A 24601-nucleotide genomic window follows, 5' to 3' on the forward strand; every position below is an offset into this window, starting at 1 on the left:
CAAGACGTGGCATGTTACCATCACTTTCTCCGCTGACGCGCCCGATACCATCTTTCCTGTCAGGTATGATGGTGTGCGCCACGGCCATTGCGCTATGCATTCCGCAGCAGGCGTGGGGTCAGATGTCGGCCCCTCCGCCGGCAGAGAGCCGTGCGGAAGAACAGAAACCACGTGCGCATGTGACTGCCGATGAACTAATCCACGACAAGAACTTGGATACGGTTACAGCGCGCGGAAATGTTGAGTTCCAGTACGGTGCGGTCATTCTGATCGCTGATACCATCAGCTATCAGCCTGGAAAAGACTTGGCAACGGCCAGCGGAAACGTGGTGCTGACAGACGAGGACGGTACCACCACATTCACAGACTATGCAGAGTTAACCGGAGATCTGAAGAACGGCTTTACTCATGCCATCAAGGTCGTGCTTGCGGATGGATCACGCAGCCATGCTGAACAGGCGGTGCGCCGTGAAGGGACCTCGACAACCCTTGAGAATGCAGCCTACACACCGTGTGATTCCTGCGGCGATGATCCTGTCATATGGCAGATTAAGGCTGTACGAGTTGTGCATGACCAAAATGCCCGTGAGGTTCGGTATAACCATGCATGGCTCGAGCTTTTTGATGTGCCTGTGCTGTATACCCCGTACCTGTCTCACCCGGATCCCGCTGTCAAACGCAAAAGCGGGTTTCTGGTCCCATCGTGGAAAAACGACAAAGATCTTGGCTCTGCCTTTAGTATACCGTGGTTTCAGGTTATCAATGACCAGCAGGACATAACCCTGACGCCCACAATAACATCAAAGGAAGGGATTGTTCTTGGCAGTCAATATCGCGTTGTCGGGCATAAAGCAGCCCTTACTGCTACAGGATCTATAACCCGGGACAGTCGGGAACGTGTCCGCAACCATCTGTCTGCCAAAGGGATATATGCCATAAACGATACGTGGCGCGCCGGTGCCGATATTGATCTGGCATCTGATCCGACCTACCTGCGGCGCTATGGCTTCGGGGCACCCGCTTTTCTGGAAAATCGGGGCTACATTGAGGGTTTCAGCCGTCGCAGCTATGCAGCACTGGAAAGCTTCTATTTCCAGAACACAGGTGCCCCGCTGAAAAAGGGCTATGAGATCCCGTTTGTTACTCCGCTGGGCAGTATCAATTACAGCACAGAACCCGATAGCAGGGGGGCATGGACAACGCTGGATATATCCGCTGCCAGCGTAAACCGCACATCTGGGCCAAAAAGCCAACGGGCAACGACAACGCTGGGATGGCATTTGCCCTATGTTGGACCTGCCGGAGACGTGTGGAGGCTGGATACCAGCCTGCGCGGAGATGTATGGCGTGTTGCTGATGTACCAATCAAGGACAACGCCGATCATCGCTATACAGGGACCATAGGACGGGCCGTGCCTGAGGCCGCACTGACGTGGAGTCTCCCCCTTGAGCGTACACATGAAGACTGGAGCGAGGTACTGGAACCAACGATACAGGGGGTGATCAGCCCACGTGGGGGCAATAACCGTAAAGTCCCTAACGAGGACAGTCTCGATTTCGAGCTTGACGATGTCAACCTGTTCTCGACCAACCGCTTCACGGGCTATGACCGCATCGAAGGCGGAACCCGGATAAACTATGGAGTACGCTATACTGCATACGGCACAAGAGTGGGGACTATAGATACCTTGGCAGGGCAGACGTGGCGGCAACATCCTGATGGATTGTTCCAAGAGACATCCGGGCTTCATGACACTTTTTCCGACTATGTCGGCAGATTGTCTGTTTACCCGAACAACAACTTCTCAACATCTTGGCGTTTCCGACTGGATCGCGACAACGGTGAGATACGCCGTAATGATTTCAGCACAACGATCGGACCAGACGTCATGCGTACAACGGTTGGATATGTAAGCACACAACGCCCAGCGATTGAGGATAATACAGCTGGAGAACGCAAGGAGTTCTATAGCGGCGTGTCGTCACGTATCTCCCAGTACTGGAGCAGCGGTGTATCAGGACGTTGGGATGTCGCCCGTAACGGGGGGCCAATCGCAACCCGAGGGCAACTCGCTTATGAGGACGAATGCATCGGTGTTACCTTCCAGGTTGGTCGTAGATATACGTATGACAGGGATTATACTGGTGGAACATTTATCGGACTGGTCCTGTCACTAAAGACATTGGGCGACTATAACACACAGCTCTGAGACAATCGGGAATGGCAAGAGTAGCAAGGCATCCTATGATACACACCACACAGATAACCAATGTCGCATTACGATCTAAGCTTCCGGTGTCAGCCCTTGCCTTTTGCGTCGGGCTTTTATCGGTATACGGACCCTTGCCTGCTTTTGCTGTACAAAGTGGCCAGACTCAGCGCATCGCAGCCGTTGTCAACGATGAAGCCATAACATGGAAGGATGTTGATGAGCGGACATCCCTTCTGCTGCTGACTTCGCGCCTTCCGGACAACCAAGAAACCCGGCAAAGGATTATCCCTCGGGTTATTCAGGTTCTGGTCAACGAGCGCCTGAAAATGCAGCAAATCAAGAAGGCCGGGATAGACGTAGAGCCAGCCGACATTGCAAATGCAAAGCGCCAGATCGAGCGGAACAACGGCTTCCCGACTGGCGCCTTGGATGACTTGCTAAGACATCAGGGCCTTGCTCCTCATATCCTAGAAACACAGCTCCGCGCTGATATAGGCTGGGTACGCTACGCACAAAGTACTCTGCGTCGCCAGGTTTCTGTTGAACCTGCTGAGGTTGATGCTGTCATCAGTACCATGAAGGATAACCTCGGACGCCCACAGCGGCTGCTGGCTGAAATTGTCCTGCCTGTGACTGATCCGGCTGAAGAACGGCAGATGCGCGCTCTCGCCGATCGTTTGGTAGACCAGATCAGACAAGGCGCCCCCTTTGCTTCACTGGCGCGCCAGTTCTCGGCTTCGGTCACAGCTGCTGTGGGCGGTGATCTGGGCTGGATCAGTACCGGAGCCCTGGAGCCTGAGATTGAGCGGGTTCTGGACACCATGTCGCCGGGCATGCTGTCACAGCCTGTTCGTACGACCGGCGGCTATGCCATCATGCTGTTACGTGAGGCTAGGGAACCCAGAAAGCAAAGTGCAGATGACATCCGGGTCCAGTTAAGCCAGATTTTCATGCCATTATCCGGTCCGGCAGCCGTACCCGAAGCCAAGAGGGCAGAGATTGCGCGCTCGGTCCGGGACAGCGCCAAATCATGCGCCGATATTGATGCAACGGCAGGGCAACTGAACCTACCCGGATCCGGTGCCATAGGCAGCATGCGGCTTGCCGACCTGCCCCCGCCGGTACGGGCTGTGGTCAGGGATTTACCACTGAACACCCTCGGCGGCCCGGTTGAGGTTGCTGGCGGGGAGGCTATCGTTATGGTCTGCGATCGTCAGGACACAGCTGGCCTCCCACCACGGGAAGAGATCGAACAACGCCTGACGCTGGAGAAGCTGGAGCGGGTCTCCAACCGTGCTCTTCGTGATTTGCGTCGATCCGCGTTGATTGATATCCGGCGCTGAGATCAGTCGTACCAATCACAACAGAACGGCACCCTGTACTGCCATGCACATAACACGCCCCCTCGCCCTGACAATGGGAGACCCTGCAGGAATCGGGGGGGATATTACCTTGAAAGCGTGGCTTGGGCGGAAACAAAATCCGGTGCCTGCCTTTGTAGCCCTTGATGATCCCGAGCGCCTGGAAGAGCTGGCCCACAGGCTGGGGCTGCATGTAGCACTCGTAACGGTCAGCACACCGCAAGAGGCACAAACCGTATTTGACCAAGCCCTACCCGTGATCCCTGTGCCCCTTGCCAAAAGGGTGGTTCCGGGACAGCCGGACCCAGCCCATGCCGGGGCAGTCCTGAACTCGATACGTATGGCTGTTCAGATGACGATGGCGGGCAAAACCTGTGCCATGGTTACAAACCCCATCAGCAAGAAGGTGTTACGTGAACAGGGGTTTGGCTTCCCGGGTCATACCGAGTACCTAGCCAGCTTGGCTGGCCCTGATACACAAGCCGTCATGATGCTGGCCAACGAGAGCCTACGGGTTATTCCCGTTACCATACATATTCCCCTGCGGGATGTTGCAAGTACCTTGACCACAGAACATATTGTCACATGTGGACATACCGCCGCACAGTCCCTACGACAGTACTTTGCCATCTCTTCACCCCGGCTTGCCATTACAGGGCTGAACCCTCATGCCGGAGAGGGTGGGATTATGGGAACAGAAGAGCAGGATATTATCGAGCCTGCCATTCAGGACCTGCGCCAAGACGGCCTTGATGTATCTGGCCCGCTGCCAGCTGATACCCTGTTTCACGCTGAAGCCAGGCAGCTCTATGACGTTGCACTGTGTATGTACCATGACCAAGCCCTGATCCCACTCAAGGCCTTGGATTTTCATGGTGGCGTCAACGTCACCCTTGGTCTTCCCTTCATCCGCACATCGCCGGATCACGGAACGGCATTTGCGCTGGCCGGAACCGGGAAGGCGCGCGAAACCAGCCTGGTTGCGGCTTTACGCATGGCCTCTGCGATGGCCGGGCGCGCTCCTGAATCAGCTGCACATTTATCCTGAAAGTAACCTCGGGCCATGACGTCGTCGCATCCAGATTTCCCGGAACACCCCCTGTTCCCGCTTCCACCTCTACGCGAAACCATTGCCGCCCACGGCTTGATGGCGCGCAAGAGCCTAGGGCAGAATTTTCTCTTTGATCTCAATCTGACGGGACGTATCGCCCGTAGTGGCGGCACGTTGACAACAGGCACCACCATAGAAATTGGTCCCGGCCCCGGGGGATTGACCCGCGCCCTGCTGGATAACGGCGCCTGCCACGTCATTGCCATAGAGCGTGACCCACGCATGGTGCCGATCCAGCAGGAGATTGCATCCGCCTACCCGGAACGTCTTGAGCTCATACAGGCTGACGCCCTTGCCATCCCAGCGCATACCCTTGGCGCATCACCGCGGCGCATTGTGGCCAACCTTCCCTACAATGTCGCAACCCCGCTGATTCTTGAATGGCTGAAGCACATTCAGGCCTTTGAATGTCTGGTGGTCATGCTTCAGAAAGAGGTTGTAAACCGCTTGGCGGCACGCCCCCGTACATCAGATTACGGACGCCTGACAATTATTACTCAGTGGCTGTGTACTGTTGAACCCTTGTTTGACGTCAACCCTCGGGCTTTTATCCCCCCACCAAAGGTTACATCTACGGTTGTCCGCCTGGTTCCGCGTCCAGCTCCCCTCGCCCCTTGCCGCTTTGACATGTTAGAGGCCGTCACCGCTGCTGCCTTTAATCAAAGGCGGAAAATGCTGCGATCAAGCCTGAAGGGCCTAGCGTCATACATGCCAAGCGGCATGACAACGGAAGACCTGTGCGCCGCCGCCAACATTGTGCCGACGGCGCGCGCCGAGGAGCTGGATATTCCCCAGTTCTGCGCCTTGGCGAACAGCCTAGACCCCAGCCATACGCCATAAACGCCGCAGGTTATAAACCGCGTAGAGCGGCCACAAAGGTTTCCATGCCTTTCTGGCGAGACCGTTTCAAGCGCTCTGCCTCAAGGATTGAGCGCACTGCACGAATGCTTGCGTCAAGATCGGTATTGACCAGAACGTAATCATATTCCGCCCAGTGCTCCATCTCGCTGCTGGCTTTGGCCATTCTTTTGCGAACCACCTCATCCGGATCCTGCCCTCGACCACGCAGGCGGCGCTCCAGCTCGGACAGGGATGGCGGCAGAATGAAAATGCGCACAACATCATTGGCTGCTTTTTCCGTCAATTGGCGCGCACCCTGCCAATCAATATCAAACAGTACGTCCTTTCCAGCAGCCAAGGCTTTCTCGACAGGCTCCCGCGGTGTGCCGTAGTGATTGTCAAAGACCTGGGCATGCTCTAGGAAACCACCGGCAGCAACCATAGCCTCAACATCGGTATGCGTCCGGAAGTGATAGTGCACTCCGTCAATCTCACCCGGGCGCGGGGAACGGGTTGTCACGGACACAGAAAGCTCAAGGCAGTTGTCCTGCTCTAGGATTGCCTGCGCAATTGTGGATTTCCCTGCACCAGAGGGGGACGACAGGATCAACATCAAACCACGCCGGGACACGTGAGGCATATCAGGAGCAAACGTCATGAGAGTTCCGCTGCATTGAAGAAAGGACAGACTATGCAAAGGTTATTCAATATTCTGGACCTGCTCGCGCAGCTGGTCGATCACTGTTTTGAGATCAAGGCCCAGCCGGGTCAGGTCCGAATCTTGTGATTTGGAGCATAACGTATTGGCTTCGCGATTGAATTCCTGACATAGAAAATCAAGACGACGTCCACAAACACCCCCTGTTTCCAGAAGTTGCCGGGCCTGGGCAACATGGGCTGACAGACGATCCAACTCCTCACGAATATCCAGACGCGTTGCAATCAAGGCCAGTTCCTGGGCCAATCGCTCTTCAGGAACAGGAACCTTGCTGTCAAGCAACACAGCAAGCTGTTGCTCCAGACGACGACGGACAGACCCGGGCCGGGCAGAAGCTGTCTCCCCGGCCTGCTGGATCAAGGACTCCAGACTGGCAAGATGTCCCTGCAGAACCGTGTACAAACGTGATCCCTCCTCACAGCGCACGGCAACCAAGCCCCCAAGCGCCTTGGATAGGGTCTCAAGGACCGCTGCAACAAGATCAGGTGTCTGGAAATGCTCCCCTGCTTCAGAAGGCTCGGCGTTCTCTTCGATAACACCACGAACCCGCAGCAGACCATCAAGACGCGGCTGCCCCACAGGCGATGGCAGATCTTTAGCCAAGGCGATCAATGTTGCCAGCCACTCACGATTGATGGTCAGTCCTGAAGCAGAACGGGAACTGTCATTCAACGACAATGACAAGGCGATGCTTCCACGCGACAGGCATTTCTGGGCCAAATCACGGGCTGGCGCTTCTATACTGTCCCAACCTTGGGGCCACCGTATCCGGATATCCAGCCCCTTTCCATTGACGCTGCGTGCTTCCCAGATCCATGACAGGGCACGTCCCTGATCCTGCCCCTGTGCGCTGGAAAATCCGGTCATACTGGCGATACCCACGAATGCTTCCTCTTTCCCCGGACTGTTGGATGGAATGGTTTATTTCACGACACGGCTGCATACACAACGGTTGACAATACTTTCACCGCTTTCACGGCCGAATAAAACAAGGCATGCTTCGCAGCATATGCCAGACACGCCTCCACACGATGGTTACATGCCCGATAACAGTACTCTGACCGCTATTCCGATACCAACACTGTCACCTGCCATGCCGGGTCTCGCCTGCTTTGCCTCTGTTTCATCAGTACAGGCATACTGGCCTCGTGGCCATCACGGGCTGTCTGAGACAGAACATGAATGTATCAGCCGTATGATCCGAGCAGAAGACAGGGTGCAACGCACCGCTGCCCATATCCTCAAACGCAGGGTACTGGGGCACATCCTCGGCGTATCCCCCGAATGTCTCGAGTTTTATCAAGACAGCAATGGCAGGCCTTTCCTGCATCACCCTGAAAGCACACTGGATTTCAATATCAGCCACGCCGGAAACTGGGTTGCCTTGTCCGTCATTTCCCGCCGCGACCAAGCATGCCGCACAGGTGTGGATGTAGAAGCCCAACGTCCTCAGCTAGACTGGACGTCATTATCAAAGGATTTTCTGTCCCCTGCGGAAATCCGGATTATGAACGAACTTGATTACGACCAGGGCCGTCTTTTTGCCCTGTCCCGCTGGAGCATGAAAGAAGCCATTGTGAAAGCGACCGGTGAAGGGCTTGGGGCCACCCTGAGTACGATAACGCCAACCGTTCATGCCGACGGCACATTCCACTGCAAGAACCTGCATGGATATACCATTGCCTGCGATGGTCATCATGTTATAGGGGCAGCTGTATTTCCGAACACAGTGACAGCACAGATCGTAAGACTGGACAGCACGGGATGGATGCAGGCAACTGCCCATAACCCAACCACACAATAGCTCTGTAAGCCATGACTAAGATAGCAAACAACCCGCATACGCTGATCACAGGAGCCTCTTCCGGTATCGGCCAAGCCTTGGCCCTTGCCTATGCACAGCAGGGGCATGACCTGACCCTGACCGGTCGCAATCCGGAACGCCTAGAAGAAACGGCTACCATCTGCCGGTCCACAGGTGCATCCGTGCATACCAGCCTGACGGATGTAACAGATTGCGACGGTATGAAAGCGCTGATACAGGAGGCCGATGGCAAAGTTCCCTTGAGTCTTGTCATTGCCAATGCCGGCATTGGGGAAACATCATCACCACAGACCGTGTTCGCCACCAATATCACCGGGGTTATGAACACGATCATGCCTGCCCTAGACGTAATGAAACCACGCAGGAACGGACAAATCGCGCTTATGGCCTCGGCAGCGGGTTTCCGTGGCCTGCCGTCCGCACCGGCCTATTGCGCCAGCAAGGCCTGTATAAAAGTTTGGGGCGAAGGCCTGCGCGGGGCGCTGGCCACAAACAATATAAGGGTTTCTGTTATATTGCCTGGATTTGTAGAAAGTCGCATCACTGCGGTTAACCCGTTTCCCATGCCCTTTCTGATGCCTGCCAAGAAGGCAGCCCACCATATTGTGCGCGGGCTAGCCAAAAACAAGGGGCGAATCAGCTTCCCGTGGCCTGTCATCCTGACCTCATGGCTTCTGGCAACCCTGCCCGACCTGTGGGCTGATCAGCTCACCCGCCGCTTTCCACAGAAGCCGCGCATGGATTGAAAGAGAGAAAATAGTCTTTTCAAGCGGGCCAGGACATCACCCCATCCGGTACCAAACCAGCCTTGCGGGCGGCAACAAAATCCGCGAAATCCCTTGGCGGAAGGGGGCGGGCAATCCAGTACCCCTGGAAAGCATCGCAGCCCATTTCACGCAGAAGATCGACGTGCTGTGTATGCTCCACACCCTCGGCAACAACACCAAAACCAAGGTTACGAGCCAAGGTAATAATGGTGGTGACAATGGCGGCATCACGCCCACTGCCGGACAAGTCACGAACAAATGTCTGGTCAATCTTGAGGGTATCAATCGGGAACGTCTTCAACCAGGTCAGCGATGAATAACCCGTTCCGAAATCATCCATCGACAAGGTCACACCAAGATCCTTCAACTCCCGCAGAATACTGACTGCACGGGATACATCCCCTGTCATGACACTCTCGGTAATTTCTAGGTCAAGGCGTACCGGATCAAGCCCTGTCTCATCCAGAATCTGGCGTACACTGGCCACAAACCCCGGGTCCTGAAACTGACGCAGGGATACGTTGACCGATACACTGGGGACACCGATATCGCTGCGAAGCCAGTTGACCAGCTGCACACAGGCACGGCGCAAAACCCAGCGCCCGATCGGCACAATCAAACCGGTTTCTTCGGCAATGGGCACAAACTCTGCCGGACTCACCATACCATGAACCGGATGATGCCAACGGATCAAGGCCTCGGCACCCCTGACCTTCAAGGTACCAGCATCCACCTTGGGCTGGTAGTACAACTCCAGCTCACCGCGCACAGAGGCCAGCCTAAGGTCATTCTCAAGGCCAGGATGGACACCTGCAGCAGCAGACATGGACGAGTCATAGACCGTATACCGGCGCACAGCGTGCTTCTTTGAAACCTGCATCGCAACATCTGTGTTGCGCAAGACATCGCCTGCAGTCAGGCCGTCATCAGGAAAAAGAGCAATTCCTATCGATAATTGACAGAACTGCTCTGTCCCGGCTAACGAAAAAGGTTCCTGCAAAGCATGCAGAATGCGTTCGGCCATTGCAACGCCAGCTTGGACTGTTTCAACCTCGGGCATCAGAACCAGAAATTCGTCACCACCCAGACGCCCGACACTGTCTTCTGATCCAACACACTGATTGAGACGACGGGACAAAAGCCGCAGCAACTCATCGCCCGCTGCGTGCCCCCATGCATCATTAATGGTCTTGAATCGATCAAGATCAACCAAAAGGACGCAACCCTGTTTGCCTTCCCTGCATGCTGCCTCAAGTGCAGACTCAAGACGCTCCATCAAAAGACGCCGGTTGGGCAGGCGGGTCAGCAGATCATAGTTGGCATGAAAACGAACCCAAGCCTCATCATTCTTCCGCGCTGTTACATCTGAAAGACGAATGACAAAATGGGTAGCCTGCCCATGGTCATCATGCACAGCCGAGACAACAGCCTCTGCAGGGAAGGGTTCACCATCGCTGTCACGAATGAACAACTCGCCCGCCCAGTGCCCTGAAACACGAACCGTTTCCAAGATACGATCGAGACAATCAGGATCGTGCAGCCCCTCGGCAAGCAAACGCAGGGGCTTTGCTTCCACCACATCACCGGAAAGCCCCGTCATGCATACAAAAGCCGGGTTGGCAGCATGCAACCCTCCGCTCTCATCAAGCAGTACAATGCCTTCGCGTGTACTTTCAAAAACACGGACCAACAGGCGCAAACGTTCGTCTGCTTCCCTACAGGCGGTGATATCACGGACTATCGCCTCGTAAAACAATGGCCCCCCACGATCATCAACCACGCAACTGATCTCCTGCGACACCCAAAGGATTACATGATCCGGGCGTGATACCATCATCTCAAAATCGCGGACATAACCCCGCTCTTGCGCCAAGGCAAACAACTCTATACCGCATGCGGGATCAACATAGGAAGGAAATGCACCGACAGGCAACGGTACAATCAGATTTCCACTATCAGGATATCCCAGAAGCGCAGCAAGATCCGGACTGACATAAAAACAGCGCCCATCAGGCGTAAGGCGATACACGCACCACGCTGAAGCTCCTGCCCCGGGACAATGAGCAGAAGGAAAGAATGCGTTTGAACAAGCAAGGCAATTATCTAGCGGCCTGACCCGCCATACATCTGCAGAAATACCTTTGCCCAAGCCAAGCGCATTACCGATCAAAGAAACATTTACCCTAGTATGGCGTCCATTCTTCGCAAGCAGGCCAACGTGGTATCCGCCCCTTTCTCCACGCTCCTTTTCGCTGTCAGACAGTTGGATCAGCGAAGACCATGCCTGGCCACACAAAGCACGCGCAGACAGACCGGACAGAGCCTCCATCGTCGCATTGACCTGCACAACAAAGCCGTTCCAGACAACAACCAAGGCATCAGGAAAAGACTGCACGAAAGAGTCCGGAATAACGGATTGCAAAGACAGAACGTGGGCAGTCAAGCAAGGCCCTCCTGACTGAACGTTCACATGTTATCATGTTTATCTGGGCACAAGGTAGATACACAATATAAAAACGAGGAAAATAGGGGAACAATCTCATACATCAAGCCCGGCACAATACAAAGAGGAGCCCGGACCGGATCAGTCTCCCTGCCCCACTGCGAGAAGGACCGTACCAACCATCAGAAGAGCAGCAAGACCAAGACCAATATGCTGGGCCACGCGCGACACATCCTGGAACCCCACAGCAGAGACAGCCAAAATACCAATAAATGCAAGAAGGCCAACCAAGCCCACCAAGACCACACCAAGCGTTTTTCCGGCAACAGAATCATGGGCCATGACACTCTCCCTTACATCCATGACATCGTCAGGATAATACACCCTTGATTTCATCAAAAAACAGAAAAGACAAGAGGATATAGAAAAATTAGGCTCGTAGAAGCATGTAGTCCCGGCATCTGTTACACGGCAGCCGATATGCGCCTGAAGCATCCAAGGATTTCCGAAAGATTGCAACTCTGTCGGACACGCCGACTTTCATCAAAAAGTGTATAGACAACATGGCCAGACACGGCACGCTTTGTCAGCACACAAGCAGGACGTTCACCGGCATAACGACACACGGCAAACCACGCCTGCCCACCATCACTCCCGATGGCATAATCACGCCAGCCTCCCCGTGAAACACAGTCTGCATAAACCCCGAGTAGGGCGCTCATCTCGTCCCGACTGAAGAACACAGCCAGACCATGACGGCAAGCGCGATAGCCAGCCAAGGGAACCACTTGGGTCATAGCGCCTCCTGTATAGGCAGGACACTGTGCGCCGCCCCGAGCGGGGCTGCAACCGGTCGGTCTATTGTCAAGAATCCGGTCCACCGGGTCAACTCTACACAGGAACTACCATGTTCTCTGCAAACCACCGGGAACATTTCCAACCAGATGGTCATGAGGGTTGGGACTCTGCGTGTGGTAACAATCCACCGTACCAATGGAACGATAGCAATACAAATCTGGATTCTCCGGCCTGTTCTCATAGACAGGCTGGCACCAGTGCCCCCCCCGTGCAGCACGGGCCGACGAACAATCCTGACCAGACATCCAACCGCTGAGGCGATCCAGAGGGGTACGATCTGTCCCGATGTACCCGAGTCCTACATAGCCGGGCTTCGGCAAAATCTCACATCCCGAGGACATGAGGACAGCCATAACAACCAGACAGCGTGGAATCAGGGCATTCATCCTGGCTACACCTTCCCAAGAGGCCAATTCCGGGACGCTAGGAATCCGCTAAGGCGGGCACCATCACGGATTGTCACTACGTGCACCATGGTCAGGTCACGGTGGTTAAAAAACGCTGAAAAACGCATGAAATATGCCGAAAGAGGCGATCCGCTCGTTGCCTACAGAGCCACCTCGCACTATGTTCGGGGCTCCAAGGTTTCTTGCAAGGACTGATACCCGTGGCTGATACACCACTTGACCCACAACAGGCTGCCCTGTTCCGCGAGGTGGACGACGACCTTCGTCACGAGCAACTGAACCGGCTGTGGAAGGCCTATGGCCCCACAGTTGTTGCCGCGGCTGTGGCACTGGTGCTTGCTGTTGCCGGCTGGCAGGGGTGGATAGCCTGGCAAACGTCTTCCCGGGTAAAGGAAGCAACAGCATTTGAAGCTGCCCTGTCACAGGGCGTTGACACAAATCATGAAGCAACGGCACAGGCGTTGAGAGATTTTGCTTCAGGCGCATCAAAGGGAAATCGTGATCTTGCGGTCATGAAAGCCGCCGCCCTACTGGCGCAGGCAGGCAAAGTGACCGAGGCCACAGCCCTGTGGAAGGAATTGCGTGACACGAGCAATGCCGACCCAATCTTCCGTGATCTTGCCCGCCTTCTTATTGTACAGCACGGACTGGATCAACCCGGGGCCGACCTGTCCGCCTTGGACGCAGAGCTCGCACCACTTCTTGGTCCGTCAACCCGCTTTCGTTATCTGGCTGGCGAACTGCGCGGGCTGATTGCCTTGCAGCAAAACCGCCGCGATGATGCGGTCACACTCTTTACAGACTTGGCTGCTGACCGCAGTACACCTTACGGGATTCGGGCCCGCCTGCGCGAGGTTCTGATGTCTTTGGGAGCCACAGTCCCTGACGCCCCCTGACGCATGCACCCTATATTGCTGTCCTGAGTTATTGAGCCCCCCGGGAGACCTTATCTTCATGGCCCGAAACCGCAACGCCCGCACCGTTATTGTTCGTGTACTCTGCATCATGACCCTCTCTGCCGGCTTATCTGCCTGCTCGGGTGACAGCTGGTTCGGGGATGATGTGAAACCACCTGTGCCTGGAACCCGCATTTCTGTCCTAGAGCATGAACGTTCTCTAAAACATGACCCGGACCTGGCTACATCCATTCGGCTGCCCGCCCCGGAAGACAATGCACAATGGCCGCAGCAGGGCGGGTACAGCCACCACGCCATGCAGCACATGAAAGTATCAGCATCACCAAAGGTTGCTTGGATTCGCTCCATAGGCAGTGGTTCAGGCCGACGGGACCGCCTGATGGGAGAACCCGTCGTTGCGAACGATACCGTTTATACCATTGATACCTCGGGTGTAGTGACAGCGCTCAACGCCCAAAGCGGCAAAACCTTGTGGGACAAGGCATTGACCCCTGATCACGAGGATGACGGCTACCTGATGGGTGGCGGCGTAGCCTTCAACAATGGGCGGCTGTTTGTCACGACCGGATTTGCTGACGTTATTGCATTGAGGGCAGACAACGGTGAAGAAATCTGGCGGCGGTCCGTCCCGGCCCCGATGCGGGCTGGTCCAACGGTCAGCGACGGTCGTGTCTTTGTCACAACGCTGGACAATAAGGCTATTGCTCTTTCCGAAGAGAACGGATCCATTGTGTGGACATACTCGGGGGTTGAGGAGAATACATCGGTTCTGGGGGCTGCTGCTCCGGCGGTCGTGGGCGGCGTCGGAATTTTCCCCTTCACCAGCGGCGAAGTTGTGGCCTTGCGTACGGATACGGGAGCAGCCCTATGGGCAGACAGCGTAGTGGCGACACGGCGCACCGATGCAACTGGCACGCTGGCAGCCATCGCAGCTCGTCCGGTGATTGATCGAACCCGCATTTTTGTTCTGGGTCATTCCGGGCTTCTGACCGGAATAGACATGCGAACAGGGGAACGCGCATGGGAACTGTCGATGGCGGGCCTGCATCAGCCTTGGCTTGCAGGAGACTGGCTGTTTGCTGTCACCTTGGATGCTGAAGTGGTCGCGATTGATGCAAGAAATGGAAAGATCGCATGGATCACCTCCCTTGACCTGTGGGAAGACCCTGAAGACAAAAAGGGGCGGATCACATGGGCTGGCCCCGTACTGGCCTCTGACCGTCTTGTCCTTGCAGGATCACATGGCAAGGCAGTCAGCATAAATCCCTATGACGGGTCCGTCATAGGCCATCTGGATATGCCTGCCGGTATATCCCTGTCTCCTGCTGTCGCACATGAAGCACTTTACTTCCTGACCGATGCCGGGGATGTCGTCTGCGTTCGCTGAATTTTCTGGAAAGTACGAATTTTATCATGACTTTTACGGTTGCCATTGTTGGCCGCCCCAATGTCGGCAAGTCCACGCTGTTCAACCGTCTGGTCGGCAGACGGTTGGCTATTGTTCATGACATGCCGGGCGTAACCCGTGACCGCAAGGTCCATAAAGCCAGCCTTGCTGGTATGGACTTTATGGTTATCGATACAGCAGGCTTGGAAGACAGCACGGACGAGAGCCTGGAAGGGCGGATGCGGGCGCAAACAGAAGCCGCTCTTGATGAGGCTGATATCGCGCTGTTCCTGATTGACAGCCGGGCCGGGGTAACCCCCTTGGATGCCCACTTTGCTGCCCTTTTACGCAAACATCCCACCCCTGTTATCTTGTGTGCCAACAAATGCGAGGGCAAGGCCGGCGCACCGGGGCTTTACGAGTCCTGGAGTCTGGGCCTTGGCGAACCTGTTGCTGTGTCAGCTGAACATGGCGAAGGTATGCTGGAGCTGTTCCAGGCTCTCCTGCCGTTTGCCCGCGAAGCCGGAGCAGAACCACCAGAGGATGGTGAAGGCCCGTTGGCATCCATCGTCAGAGAAACCGATGACACGACAGACGGTGACAACACAGGTGATGAGGCCAGCGATGACGATGATAACTCATGCGCTCCCGCCGTTTCGGATGCTGACGCCGAAGAAGAAGAACTGGAGCCATATGAAGAACCTGGCCGGCCGGATCGCCCCTTGCAGATGGCCATCGTCGGACGCCCGAATGCCGGCAAGTCAACCTTGATCAACCAGCTGCTGGGACAGGAACGTATGCTGACTGGCCCCGAGGCTGGTATAACGCGTGATTCTGTCGAAATAGACTGGGAATGGCAAGGACGGCGCATCCGTCTTGTCGATACAGCAGGCATACGTCGGCGCGCCCGCATCGATGACAGCCTAGAAAAGTTGTCCGTTGCAGAAACCCTCAACGCCATTCGTATGGCAGAGGTTGTGGTGTTGATGCTTGATGCCAACGCCATACTGGAAAAACAGGACCTGACGATTGCCAGGATGGTCATTGATGAGGGGCGAGCTCTGGTCATCGCGGTCAACAAATGGGATGCCGTAGATAACCGTCAAGAAGCCCTGCAACAGCTTGATGATCGCCTGCAAAAGTCCTTACCGCAGGTTCGGGGTATTCCGACCCTGACAATTTCCGCCTTAAGGGGTCGCGGGATGGATCAATTGATGAAAACGGCATTTGCTATTCATCGGGTCTGGAACACACGTGTCACTACATCGAAGCTGAATCGCTGGCTGGCGGAGATGACCGAACGCCACCCGACACCCCTGTCCAAACAGGGGCGACGGATTCGCCTGCGCTTTATGACCCAAGCCAAAACACGCCCCCCAACCTACGCCATTTTTGCATCCAAGCCTGATGAACTGCCGGATAGCTATATGCGCTATCTGGTCAACGGTCTGAGGGAGACATTCGCGATAGAGGGTGTACCGATCAGAATTTTCCTGCGCAAACGGGATAACCCGTTTGACAAAAAGTAAGGTGTGAACATTGCTGGGCACCAGAACGGCCAGGTCATTCAATTGATCTGGCTGTTTTTTTTGTGTCCCCATAGCACCCTAATTCAGATGCCTACGTATACAATCATAAACTTTAATCACGAATGATAATCTACTTACCGGATTATCATTCCGTGTAATAAAGATGTATTTGCAAACATAAAACTACAAAAAATTGTGCATCTTTCTGCAATTTCATCGCCTTAAGCAAGGCATATACCACGGAATAAGGATTGGCCCCCATGTCGCTGAATGCGCCGGCCCCGGCACCGCACGCCGCCCCCTTACCTGACCGTGACGTTGCTTCCCTCTACACGCGGCTGCGATGGCAAATCTTCTCTGGCATCTTCATCGGATACGCTGGGTATTATCTGGTACGCAAGAACTTCTGCCTAGCCATGCCGTATCTGATAGAGCAAGGGTATTCCCACGGCGAATTAGGAATAGCTGCTTCAGGTCTATCTGTTGCCTATGGACTATCTAAGTTCTTGATGGGTGCTGTTTCCGATCATTCTAATCCCCGCCTATTCATGCCACTTGGGCTTTTTCTGTCCGCTACTATCGTCTTCATACTGGGATATGCGTCTTGGGCAACATCAAGCATTGCCATGATGTGTATTCTTTTGTTTGCCAATGGATGGGCGCAAGGCATGGGATGGGCACCGTGTGGTCGCACCATTGTGCACTGGTGGCCACAGTCAAAGCGTGGGCTGATCGTGTCTGTCTGGAATGCAGCACACACAATATCGGCGGTGGCCTTCTGGGGCTTCTATTCCTGACAGGTATGGGCTGGTTCAATGACTGGCATGCCGGTTTCTATGTACCGGCCGGGTTTGCGTTCGTTATTGCTGTCTTCACAACCCTGACCCTGCGCGATACACCACAGTCCTGTGGATTGCCATCCGTAGAAGATTATAGCAATGGTCGTCAAACACCTCACCGGCCAGAACAAAAAATGTCTTTTCGTATGGTTATTGGACAGCACTTCATCCCCAATACCATGCTGTGGTGGCTTGCAGGTGCAAGCGTTTTTGTACACCTGATCCGGTTCGGAGTTCTGGATTGGGCGCCGACGTATCTGAAAGAAACAAGAGACTTTGATGTTGAAGTCTCTTCATGGGTTTACTTCCTATACGAGTGGGCTGGTATTCCCGGCACCTTGCTCTGTGGCTGGATATCAGATCGGCTGTTCTCGGCACAACGAGCACCAGCCGGCATCCTGTTCATGGCCCTGATTCTCTGCGCACTTCTTGTGCAGTGGCTCGGTACAGGCCAGAATCCCTACATTGAAATGACGGCGTTTCTGGCTATCGGCTTCCTGATTTGATTTATGGCCCTGTCATGCTAATAGGATTACACGCCATGGAACTGGTGCCCAAGAAAGCTGTCGGAGCGGCAGCAGGTTTTACAGGTCTCTTTGGCTATTTGTGCGGATCTGTCGCAGCCAATGCCATGATGGGGTACACGATCGACATATTTGGCTGGAACGGAGGTTTCGCACTTTTGACCGGGGCTTGTGTTATGGCCATAGCCTGCTTACTCAGAACACAGATGCCACACCGATCTTATGCCAGTACCCCAACGGAACATCAGGATACGCCGACTAGCACTTGTGCCTGCCCACAACTACAGCCAGCCTTTGCGCTTGAAGTACAGGAAGGGCACAACCGCCGACATGAGCATCAGGAATAATGCCCACGGGTACCCCAGTGCCCACTTCAGCTCGGGCATCAGCTCGAAATTCATGCCATAGATACTGGCAATCATGGTCGGAGGCAGGAAAACAACAGAGACAACGGAGAAGATTTTGATAATCGAGTTCTGCTCGATATTCACCATGCCAAGGGTTGCATCCAGCAGGAAGCTGATCTTGCCAGCCAGAAAGGTGGCATGATCCAGAAGGCTTTGCACATCGCGCCACATAATCTTGACTTGGGCCCTGGCTTCCTGCCCCTGACTGGGCAATCCCTGATCCAGAAACGCCAGAAGTCGGCCAATCGACATCAAACTTTCACGCGCACGGGATGCAACGTCACCAGTTTGGCCGATATCGCGCAAAATATCCTGAAAGTCACGGCTTTCAGCCTGGTTTACCCGCCTCTGCCCGGTTGGTGTGTGATTGAAAACTTCGGAGGATATGGCATCGACACGGGCCATCTCACGTTCCAGAATGTCGGCCGCACGCTCGATGACTGTTTCCAACAAATTTACCAATATCACGTCGCCGGTCTTCAATCCCTGCTGCCGGCTGGCACGTGTGGCAAAGGCCCGGAATGGCTTGGGTTCAGCGTGGCGCACTGTCACCAGTCGCTCGCCGGACAGAATAAAGGTCACAGCTGTTGTTTCCGGATGCTCCGTATCAGACTGGGCCAGCACAACGGCTGTCATGAAAACAGCGCCATCTTCCTGGTACAGCCGGCTGGAAGCCTCAATCTCCTGCATTTCCTCCCGGGTTGGCAGGGCAATATCAAGAGCCTGCTCGACTCGATGAACCTCGGCCGTTACGGGTTGGTATAGATCAATCCACACCACTTCCGGCGGAACCGGAAGCCCCGGAGCCGGAGGAAAGGAATACAGACCGGCCGGTCCTGGCACATAGACGGTCAGCATGGCAACTCCCTGTCAGCGATCCCTCTCTATACGCCGCCCCGCCCACCGGGGGAACCATCTATATGCACGGTGATATCACCCTGTGAACTGTTCAGATAAAATTCTTTCCTCAAGGTTATGCTCGGGATCAAACAGAACAGGTAATACGATAGAGCGATCCTCGCGCACGGAGACCCTTATGACATCGCGCACTTCGGTATAATCGGCCACAGCCGAGACCGGGCGCTTTTCGCCTTCTATAATGTCAAAGTCAAGGGATACCTGATGAGAAAGAACAGCACCACGCCAGCGCCGAGGGCGGAATGCTGAAATCGGTGTCAAGGCCATGACATTTGATCCCATAGGGAGAATGGGGCCATGTGCAGAGAGATTATAGGCGGTTGAACCTGCCGATGTGCACACCAGCGCCCCGTCACAGATCAATTCCGGCAAACGGACCTTTCCGTCTACACTGATACGAATCTTGGCTGCCTGACGCGTCTGACGCAGCATTGAAACCTCGTTGATTGCAAGGGCATGCAGGGTATCCCCTTGGCTGGTCAGCGCCGTCATCGCCAAAGGGAACAGCTGGACGCAGGTCGCCTTTGCCAAGCGTTCCTCCAGCCCATGCTCGGCATACGCATTCAACAGAAAGCCGACCGTTCCCCGATTCATGCCATAGATCGGTTTTTTCAATGCCATATGGCGGTGCATAGTTTCCAGCATGAAACCATCCCCCCCCAAGGCCACAATAACATCAGCCCGATCCGCAGGAACCTGACCATAGCGCTGACAAAGGCGCTCTAGTGCTTCTTCAGCAGCAGAGGTAGCAGCAGCGGTGAAGCAGATTGAACCAAACGCCATAAAGCCTCGCTGATGGCAACAGACAACACAGGGAACACGGGGATGTCAGTATAATCGAGCCGCATTCCCTTGCCTACCCGCCGCCCGCTCTCCATCACAAGCGCAACATTCTGCCTACCTGCAACTCAGCAAGACAAGATCAAAAGTTGCTTTCGATATCCGGGGCTCTTGAGGTACAGTTCTCAACCATGAGCTATACACATCCTCGACGCGATCTGCGCCCTGAACACGACACACGATCCCCACAACGGCTGTATCGCCTGATTTTGCCCGAGCAGTGGCGCCAAGCCGTCCGTGAGGGCTTTTTCGAAGGGTCTCCCACCGACCGGGCCGATGGGTTTATCCACCTGTCAACCGCAGCCCAAGTTATGGGAACGGCGGAACGCTGGTTCTCCGAAACATCTGAACTGATGCTGCTACGCATTGACCGCGACCGCTTGGCCGGGACCGTACGTATGGAGGGACCTGAACTCTACCCACATCTCTACGGTCTTCTTCCGATCGAGGCCGTGCAAGAAACATGGGATCTTCCACTGAACGAAAACCTACGTTTTATATTCCCGACCGAAATTATCTTGGCCTCGTCTTGATTTGCATTGATGCCGCTTGATCTCTACCGCCGTGTTGCTGCTCCACTTCTGGGACGAATGGACCCGGAGCAGGCGCACCGCATAGCAATACTTGCTATGCAATCGCCCTTGATCCCGCTCTTCACGCCACCGTCTCAACCAGAGCTGGCTGTGTCTCTCTGGAATCGGACTTTTCCCAATCCCGTTGGTCTGGCCGCAGGATTCGACAAGAACGGCAAAGTCGCCGATGCCATGTTGCGCATGGGATTTGGTTTTGTAGAGATTGGTGGCGTCACACCCCGCCCACAGGATGGCAATCCAAAACCACGCCTGTTCAGGCTTCCAGAAGATGGGGCTATCATCAACCGGATGGGGTTCAACAATGATGGCATGCACGTTGTCAGACAAAGGTTGGCACGCCTGCGAAAGGGTAAGCAAACACTTCACGGACTGATCGGTGTCAACCTAGGTAAGAACAAGGATACAACTGATCCGGCTGATGATTACGTAAAAGGTGCCGCAGCCTTTGCCGGCTTGGCTGACTTCTTGGTCATCAATGTATCAAGCCCGAATACACCGGGATTGCGGGCGCTGCAGGAACGCAAGCATCTGGAACACATTGTCAGCAGCGTGCAACGCACCTTGGAGCAGGATACGAACTCGACCCCGTTGCTGCTCAAAATTGCCCCTGACCTTGAGGAAATGGATGAAGTCGAGCTTGCAGCCTTGGCCTGCGATAATGGTATTGATGGACTGGTTGTCGCCAATACGACACTGGCACGTCCGGATACGCTGACGGGACAGGCTCGTCATGAGGCGGGTGGATTGTCCGGCCGTCCGCTCCGCACTGCCTCAACAGCCTTGCTGCGACGTATGTACCGCCTGACCAAGGGAGGCATTCCCCTGATAGGGGTTGGCGGCATTGGCAGTGGCGCTGATGCCTGGGAAAAAATAAAGGCAGGGGCTTCCCTCATACAACTATACACCGCCTTGGTCTACCAAGGGCCATCCTTGGTCCAGCAGATCAGGGACGATCTGCTTCTTCTGGCAAAGCGCGAAGGTTTTCATTCTGTTGCGGAGGCTGTTGGTGCCGACCACCATTCCTGACACACCTGAACCATCATCCGGTCGCTCCGGTCTGTATATTCCCTTGCAACTTCCCGGCCTACGCGCCGCATCCGGGCTATGGAACGCATTTATTCTGGATCTGTGGGGCGTAATTCACGACGGGGTCGCGGCATATCCCCATTCAGCCGAGACCTTACGTCAACTGCGGGCCACGGGGGCACGTGTGATGTTTCTGTCCAATGCGCCACGACGTGCCTCTGCTCTGATAGCCCAGATGGAGACCATGGGAATCCCCCGTGATCTGTATGACGATATCCTGTCATCCGGAGATGCTGTGCATCATGCTCTTCTGACCCGCAAGGACCCAGCTTTTGCGGCACTGGGGAACGCATGCTTCCATATGGGGCCAGAACGGGATCTAACAATTTATGAAGAGACTGGCGTTGTACTGACAGACCTGGATCACGCCACATTCATCATGAACACTGGCCCGGTCAGCTTGGATGACAACGCTGATCACTACCGGGCCATACTGGCCAAGGGCGTGCAAGCCGGGCTGCCGATGGTATGCGCCAACCCGGACAGGACCGTCATCCGACAGGGTAAGGCCATCGTGTGCGCAGGGGCTCTGGCCGATATCTATATTGAATACGGGGGAACGGTTATCTGGAGAGGAAAGCCTGATCCTGCCGTATATCGGTTATGTCTGGAGAAAATGGGGTTTCCATCAACTGGCGTCTGCACAATCGGGGATTCCCTTGAAACGGATATGGCCGGTGCAGCAGCAGCAAGCATCGACGGACTATGGGTAACGGGCGGCATTCACGCTGATGAAGTCGGCGGTGCCTACGGGAAACCCGCTGATCCCCTGCGTATGGCGCGCCTTGCTGCCCGCCATGGCGTTCGTCCAGCGGCCGCCTTGGCTGGTTTTATCTGGTAGTCAAAGACAAAAAGGGATGGTTTGTCATGCATGCGTTATCCCCTCTGGAGTATCCTTGGATAGATCCGCCAGCACCGTCAAAAGTACAGAATGTCGGAGATGGGCTGCTCTGGGCCCGGATGCCTCTACCCTTCGCCCTTGATCACATAAACCTGTGGGTCCTAGAAGATGTGGATGCAGACCTGACTATCGTTGACACAGGCCTTGCTACAGACGAAACCCAAGCCATCTGGGACGAACTGCTGGACGGGCCTCTGGCAGGTAAAGCCGTACGGCAACTGCTATGTACACATTTTCACCCCGACCATATGGGATTGGCCGGCTGGCTGTGCCAACGCTTCAATGCCCCCCTGACAACAACCCTGTCCGAATGGGCAATGGGGGTTATCTTGTCCTGTGACACGTCCGAGGCGTTCTCAGAGAACCAAGCCAACTTTTATCGCCGGGCAGGATTGAATCCGGAAAAAATTCATCGTGTCGAAAAACGGGGCAATACCCTTTCCCGGCGGGTTTCACCTGTTCCCAAACGCTTTAACCGCATCAGGCATGGCGACACGCTCATGATCGGATCGTACGCGTGGGATGTTATCATCGGACAAGGCCATTCTCCAGAGATGGCTTGTCTTTACTGTCCAACACAAAATATCCTGATTGCCGGAGACCAGGTTTTACCCCGCATCAGTCCCAATATCAGTGTCTGGCCCAATGAACCAGATGCCAATCCCTTGGTTTTATATCGGCATAGCCTAGAAGCCCTGAAGGATCTGGTTCCGGACACAGCCTTGGTTCTTCCCAGCCATGGACTCCCGTTCCGTGGTCTGCATCGAAGAATTGACGCCATTCTGCAACACCACAAAGACCGCCTTGAAGACTGCCTTTCTGCCTGTCAAGACACACCACGCAGTGCAGCGGATCTTCTTCCCGTTCTCTTCCGGCATCCTCTGGATGAACACGGCTTGCTCTTTGCTGTGGGAGAGGCCATTGCCCACATTCATCTCTTGGAACAAGAAAACGCCCTAGAGCGAATACGTGGAGTGGACCACATTGACCGTTTCATAGTGCGACGCACAAAATAACACCTGAATCCAGCACTGCATTCCATAAGCCGACACTAGTACAAAATCGGCATGGCAGGCTTCGCGCCGCTCTCTTATACTAATAACAAGGAGCATAGCCTGTGGTAGATATACTAACGGCTTGCCGATCCTAATCTGCTACGAGATGGAGTGGTTGATGCCGACTCTCTTGGTATCGCATCATGATTGCCTCGAGCACGAAACCGGAGGCTACCACCCCGAAAACCCTGATCGCTTGCGCAGTGTTCTCCAGATCCTCGAAAGTGAGGATTTTTTTATGCTGCACCGCGAAGAAGCGCCACGTGCTACCCTAGAGCAGTTAACCCGCGTACACCCACAGTCTTATATCGACGACATTATGAGCCATATCCCCAAGCAGGGATATTATGCCATCGACAGTGATACACCGTTGTCACCAAAAAGCGGTGAAGCTGCGCTGCGTGCCGCAGGGGGTGTCTGTGCAGCCGTTGATGCCGTGGTTGCCCGGCAGGCCCGCAATGCTTTTGTTGCCGTCCGCCCGCCCGGCCACCACGCGACCAGAACCCAGCCCATGGGATTTTGCATTTTCAACAATGTCGCTGTCGGGGCCATGCAAGCCCGGAGCATACACGGTCTTGGAAGAGTGGCTGTCATCGACTGGGATGTTCATCACGGGAACGGCACCCAAGACATTTTCTGGAATGATCCTGATGCGTTTTATGCATCAACACACCAGTTCCCCCTGTATCCCGGCACCGGAAGCGCAGAAGAAACAGGGGCACACAACAATATCGTCAACTGCCCTCTTCCGTCTGGATCGGACGGAACCGTGTTTATGGAGGCGCTGGATAACCGCATTATACCGGCCCTGAAAAATTTCAGACCGCACATTCTGTTCATTTCAGCAGGGTTTGATGCGCATGGGCGCGACCCTCTGGCCAACATGAAGCTAACCGTCAAGGACTATGCCGAAGCAACCCGCAAACTGATGGCTGTTGCCGACAGCCTGTGCGGCGGACGCATCATCTCTGTTCTAGAGGGAGGCTACGACCTGATTGCAACGGCCTCGTCAGCTGCAGCGCATATCAGGGTCCTGATGGAAAACTAGGGCGGCCCCGGTGA

At 55.0% G+C, this 24601-nt stretch carries 24 protein-coding genes; 16 read left to right on the top strand and 8 right to left on the bottom strand.

Annotated features, from left to right (window positions below; genetic code table 11):
- The first annotated feature begins 11 nt into the window (after positions 1–11).
- Genes AY555_RS00495 through rsmA form a run of 4 tightly spaced genes read left to right on the top strand, consistent with a single transcriptional unit; the run spans position 12 to position 5525 of the window.
- Positions 12–2210, top strand: a complete 2199-nt coding sequence (locus AY555_RS00495) for an LPS-assembly protein LptD (RefSeq protein ID WP_167798465.1) — start codon at positions 12–14, stop codon at positions 2208–2210.
- Positions 2211–2245: 35 nt separating this feature from the next.
- Positions 2246–3556: a peptidylprolyl isomerase gene (locus AY555_RS00500; RefSeq protein WP_066131997.1), complete on the top strand. Its 1311-nt coding sequence runs from the start codon at positions 2246–2248 to the stop codon at positions 3554–3556.
- Positions 3557–3599: 43 nt separating this feature from the next.
- On the top strand, positions 3600–4622 hold the full coding sequence (gene pdxA / locus AY555_RS00505; RefSeq protein WP_066132000.1) for a 4-hydroxythreonine-4-phosphate dehydrogenase PdxA: 1023 nt from the start codon (positions 3600–3602) through the stop codon (positions 4620–4622).
- A 15-nt stretch (positions 4623–4637) separates the two neighbouring features.
- Positions 4638–5525 (top strand): 16S rRNA (adenine(1518)-N(6)/adenine(1519)-N(6))-dimethyltransferase RsmA, encoded by an 888-nt coding sequence (gene rsmA / locus AY555_RS00510; protein ID WP_066132003.1) that lies wholly within the window; start codon positions 4638–4640, stop codon positions 5523–5525.
- A 10-nt stretch (positions 5526–5535) separates the two neighbouring features.
- Here rsmA and gmk read toward each other — a convergent pair whose 3' ends face one another.
- Both gmk and AY555_RS00520 read right to left on the bottom strand, forming a co-directional pair.
- Positions 5536–6183, bottom strand: a complete 648-nt coding sequence (gene gmk / locus AY555_RS00515) for a guanylate kinase (RefSeq protein WP_066132005.1) — start codon at positions 6181–6183, stop codon at positions 5536–5538.
- A gap of 42 nt (positions 6184–6225) precedes the next feature.
- Positions 6226–7125, bottom strand: coding sequence for a YicC/YloC family endoribonuclease (locus AY555_RS00520; RefSeq protein WP_066132007.1), 900 nt, complete (start codon positions 7123–7125; stop codon positions 6226–6228).
- 157 nt (positions 7126–7282) lie between these two features.
- Here AY555_RS00520 and AY555_RS00525 point away from each other — a divergent pair, with 157 nt between their 5' ends.
- Entirely contained in the window at positions 7283–8047 is a 765-nt protein-coding gene (locus AY555_RS00525) for a 4'-phosphopantetheinyl transferase family protein (protein ID WP_167798464.1), read from the top strand.
- 11 nt (positions 8048–8058) lie between these two features.
- Entirely contained in the window at positions 8059–8814 is a 756-nt protein-coding gene (locus AY555_RS00530; RefSeq protein ID WP_066132014.1) for an SDR family NAD(P)-dependent oxidoreductase, read from the top strand.
- Positions 8815–8833: 19 nt separating this feature from the next.
- Here AY555_RS00530 and AY555_RS00535 read toward each other — a convergent pair whose 3' ends face one another.
- The 4 genes from AY555_RS00535 to AY555_RS00550 all read right to left on the bottom strand — a co-directional run bounded on the left by AY555_RS00535 (position 8834) and on the right by AY555_RS00550 (position 12522).
- Positions 8834–11278: a sensor domain-containing protein gene (locus tag AY555_RS00535; RefSeq protein WP_066132017.1), complete on the bottom strand. Its 2445-nt coding sequence runs from the start codon at positions 11276–11278 to the stop codon at positions 8834–8836.
- Positions 11279–11419: 141 nt separating this feature from the next.
- On the bottom strand, positions 11420–11620 hold the full coding sequence (locus AY555_RS00540; RefSeq protein ID WP_066132020.1) for a hypothetical protein: 201 nt from the start codon (positions 11618–11620) through the stop codon (positions 11420–11422).
- A 122-nt stretch (positions 11621–11742) separates the two neighbouring features.
- Positions 11743–12075, bottom strand: coding sequence for a DUF2794 domain-containing protein (locus AY555_RS00545; RefSeq protein ID WP_066132022.1), 333 nt, complete (start codon positions 12073–12075; stop codon positions 11743–11745).
- A 105-nt stretch (positions 12076–12180) separates the two neighbouring features.
- The gene (locus tag AY555_RS00550; protein WP_066132024.1) at positions 12181–12522 is read right to left on the bottom strand and encodes a hypothetical protein; all 342 of its coding nucleotides are present in this window, start codon (positions 12520–12522) and stop codon (positions 12181–12183) included.
- Between the two features lie 221 nt (positions 12523–12743).
- Here AY555_RS00550 and AY555_RS00555 point away from each other — a divergent pair, with 221 nt between their 5' ends.
- From AY555_RS00555 to AY555_RS11990, 5 genes are all read left to right on the top strand, one after another.
- On the top strand, positions 12744–13439 hold the full coding sequence (locus AY555_RS00555; RefSeq protein WP_066132026.1) for a tetratricopeptide repeat protein: 696 nt from the start codon (positions 12744–12746) through the stop codon (positions 13437–13439).
- A 58-nt stretch (positions 13440–13497) separates the two neighbouring features.
- Entirely contained in the window at positions 13498–14847 is a 1350-nt protein-coding gene (locus tag AY555_RS00560; RefSeq protein WP_066132028.1) for a PQQ-binding-like beta-propeller repeat protein, read from the top strand.
- A gap of 26 nt (positions 14848–14873) precedes the next feature.
- Positions 14874–16376, top strand: coding sequence for a ribosome biogenesis GTPase Der (gene der / locus AY555_RS00565; protein WP_066132030.1), 1503 nt, complete (start codon positions 14874–14876; stop codon positions 16374–16376).
- Positions 16377–16636: 260 nt separating this feature from the next.
- Entirely contained in the window at positions 16637–17173 is a 537-nt protein-coding gene (locus AY555_RS11985) for an MFS transporter (protein WP_209315836.1), read from the top strand.
- Entirely contained in the window at positions 17083–17721 is a 639-nt protein-coding gene (locus AY555_RS11990) for an MFS transporter (protein WP_209315837.1), read from the top strand. The genes AY555_RS11985 and AY555_RS11990 overlap by 91 nt, the downstream gene beginning before the upstream one ends.
- 299 nt (positions 17722–18020) lie before the next feature.
- Here the strand turns inward: AY555_RS11990 and corA are convergent, their stop codons facing one another.
- A complete protein-coding gene (corA, locus tag AY555_RS00575) occupies positions 18021–19004 on the bottom strand; it encodes a magnesium/cobalt transporter CorA (RefSeq protein ID WP_066132033.1) in 984 nt (327 codons plus the stop codon).
- 75 nt (positions 19005–19079) lie between these two features.
- Positions 19080–19847: an NAD kinase gene (locus AY555_RS00580; RefSeq protein WP_066132036.1), complete on the bottom strand. Its 768-nt coding sequence runs from the start codon at positions 19845–19847 to the stop codon at positions 19080–19082.
- Positions 19848–20035: 188 nt separating this feature from the next.
- On the opposite strand from AY555_RS00580, the gene AY555_RS00585 reads away from it, so the two are divergent.
- The 5 genes from AY555_RS00585 to AY555_RS00605 all read left to right on the top strand — a co-directional run bounded on the left by AY555_RS00585 (position 20036) and on the right by AY555_RS00605 (position 24587).
- Entirely contained in the window at positions 20036–20437 is a 402-nt protein-coding gene (locus AY555_RS00585) for a DUF952 domain-containing protein (RefSeq protein WP_066132039.1), read from the top strand.
- A gap of 9 nt (positions 20438–20446) precedes the next feature.
- Positions 20447–21523 (top strand): quinone-dependent dihydroorotate dehydrogenase, encoded by a 1077-nt coding sequence (locus tag AY555_RS00590; protein ID WP_066132041.1) that lies wholly within the window; start codon positions 20447–20449, stop codon positions 21521–21523.
- Positions 21504–22424, top strand: a complete 921-nt coding sequence (locus AY555_RS00595) for a TIGR01459 family HAD-type hydrolase (RefSeq protein WP_245176928.1) — start codon at positions 21504–21506, stop codon at positions 22422–22424. The genes AY555_RS00590 and AY555_RS00595 overlap by 20 nt, the downstream gene beginning before the upstream one ends.
- A gap of 26 nt (positions 22425–22450) precedes the next feature.
- Positions 22451–23500 carry an MBL fold metallo-hydrolase gene (locus tag AY555_RS00600; protein ID WP_066132044.1) on the top strand — a complete coding sequence of 350 codons (1050 nt, stop codon included), beginning with the start codon at positions 22451–22453 and terminating at the stop codon, positions 23498–23500.
- 157 nt (positions 23501–23657) lie between these two features.
- Positions 23658–24587, top strand: a complete 930-nt coding sequence (locus tag AY555_RS00605) for a histone deacetylase family protein (protein WP_066132046.1) — start codon at positions 23658–23660, stop codon at positions 24585–24587.
- Positions 24588–24601: the final 14 nt, after the last annotated feature.

The sequence above is a fragment of the Haematospirillum jordaniae genome, from assembly GCF_001611975.1.
GTDB lineage: Bacteria > Pseudomonadota > Alphaproteobacteria > Rhodospirillales > Rhodospirillaceae > Haematospirillum > Haematospirillum jordaniae.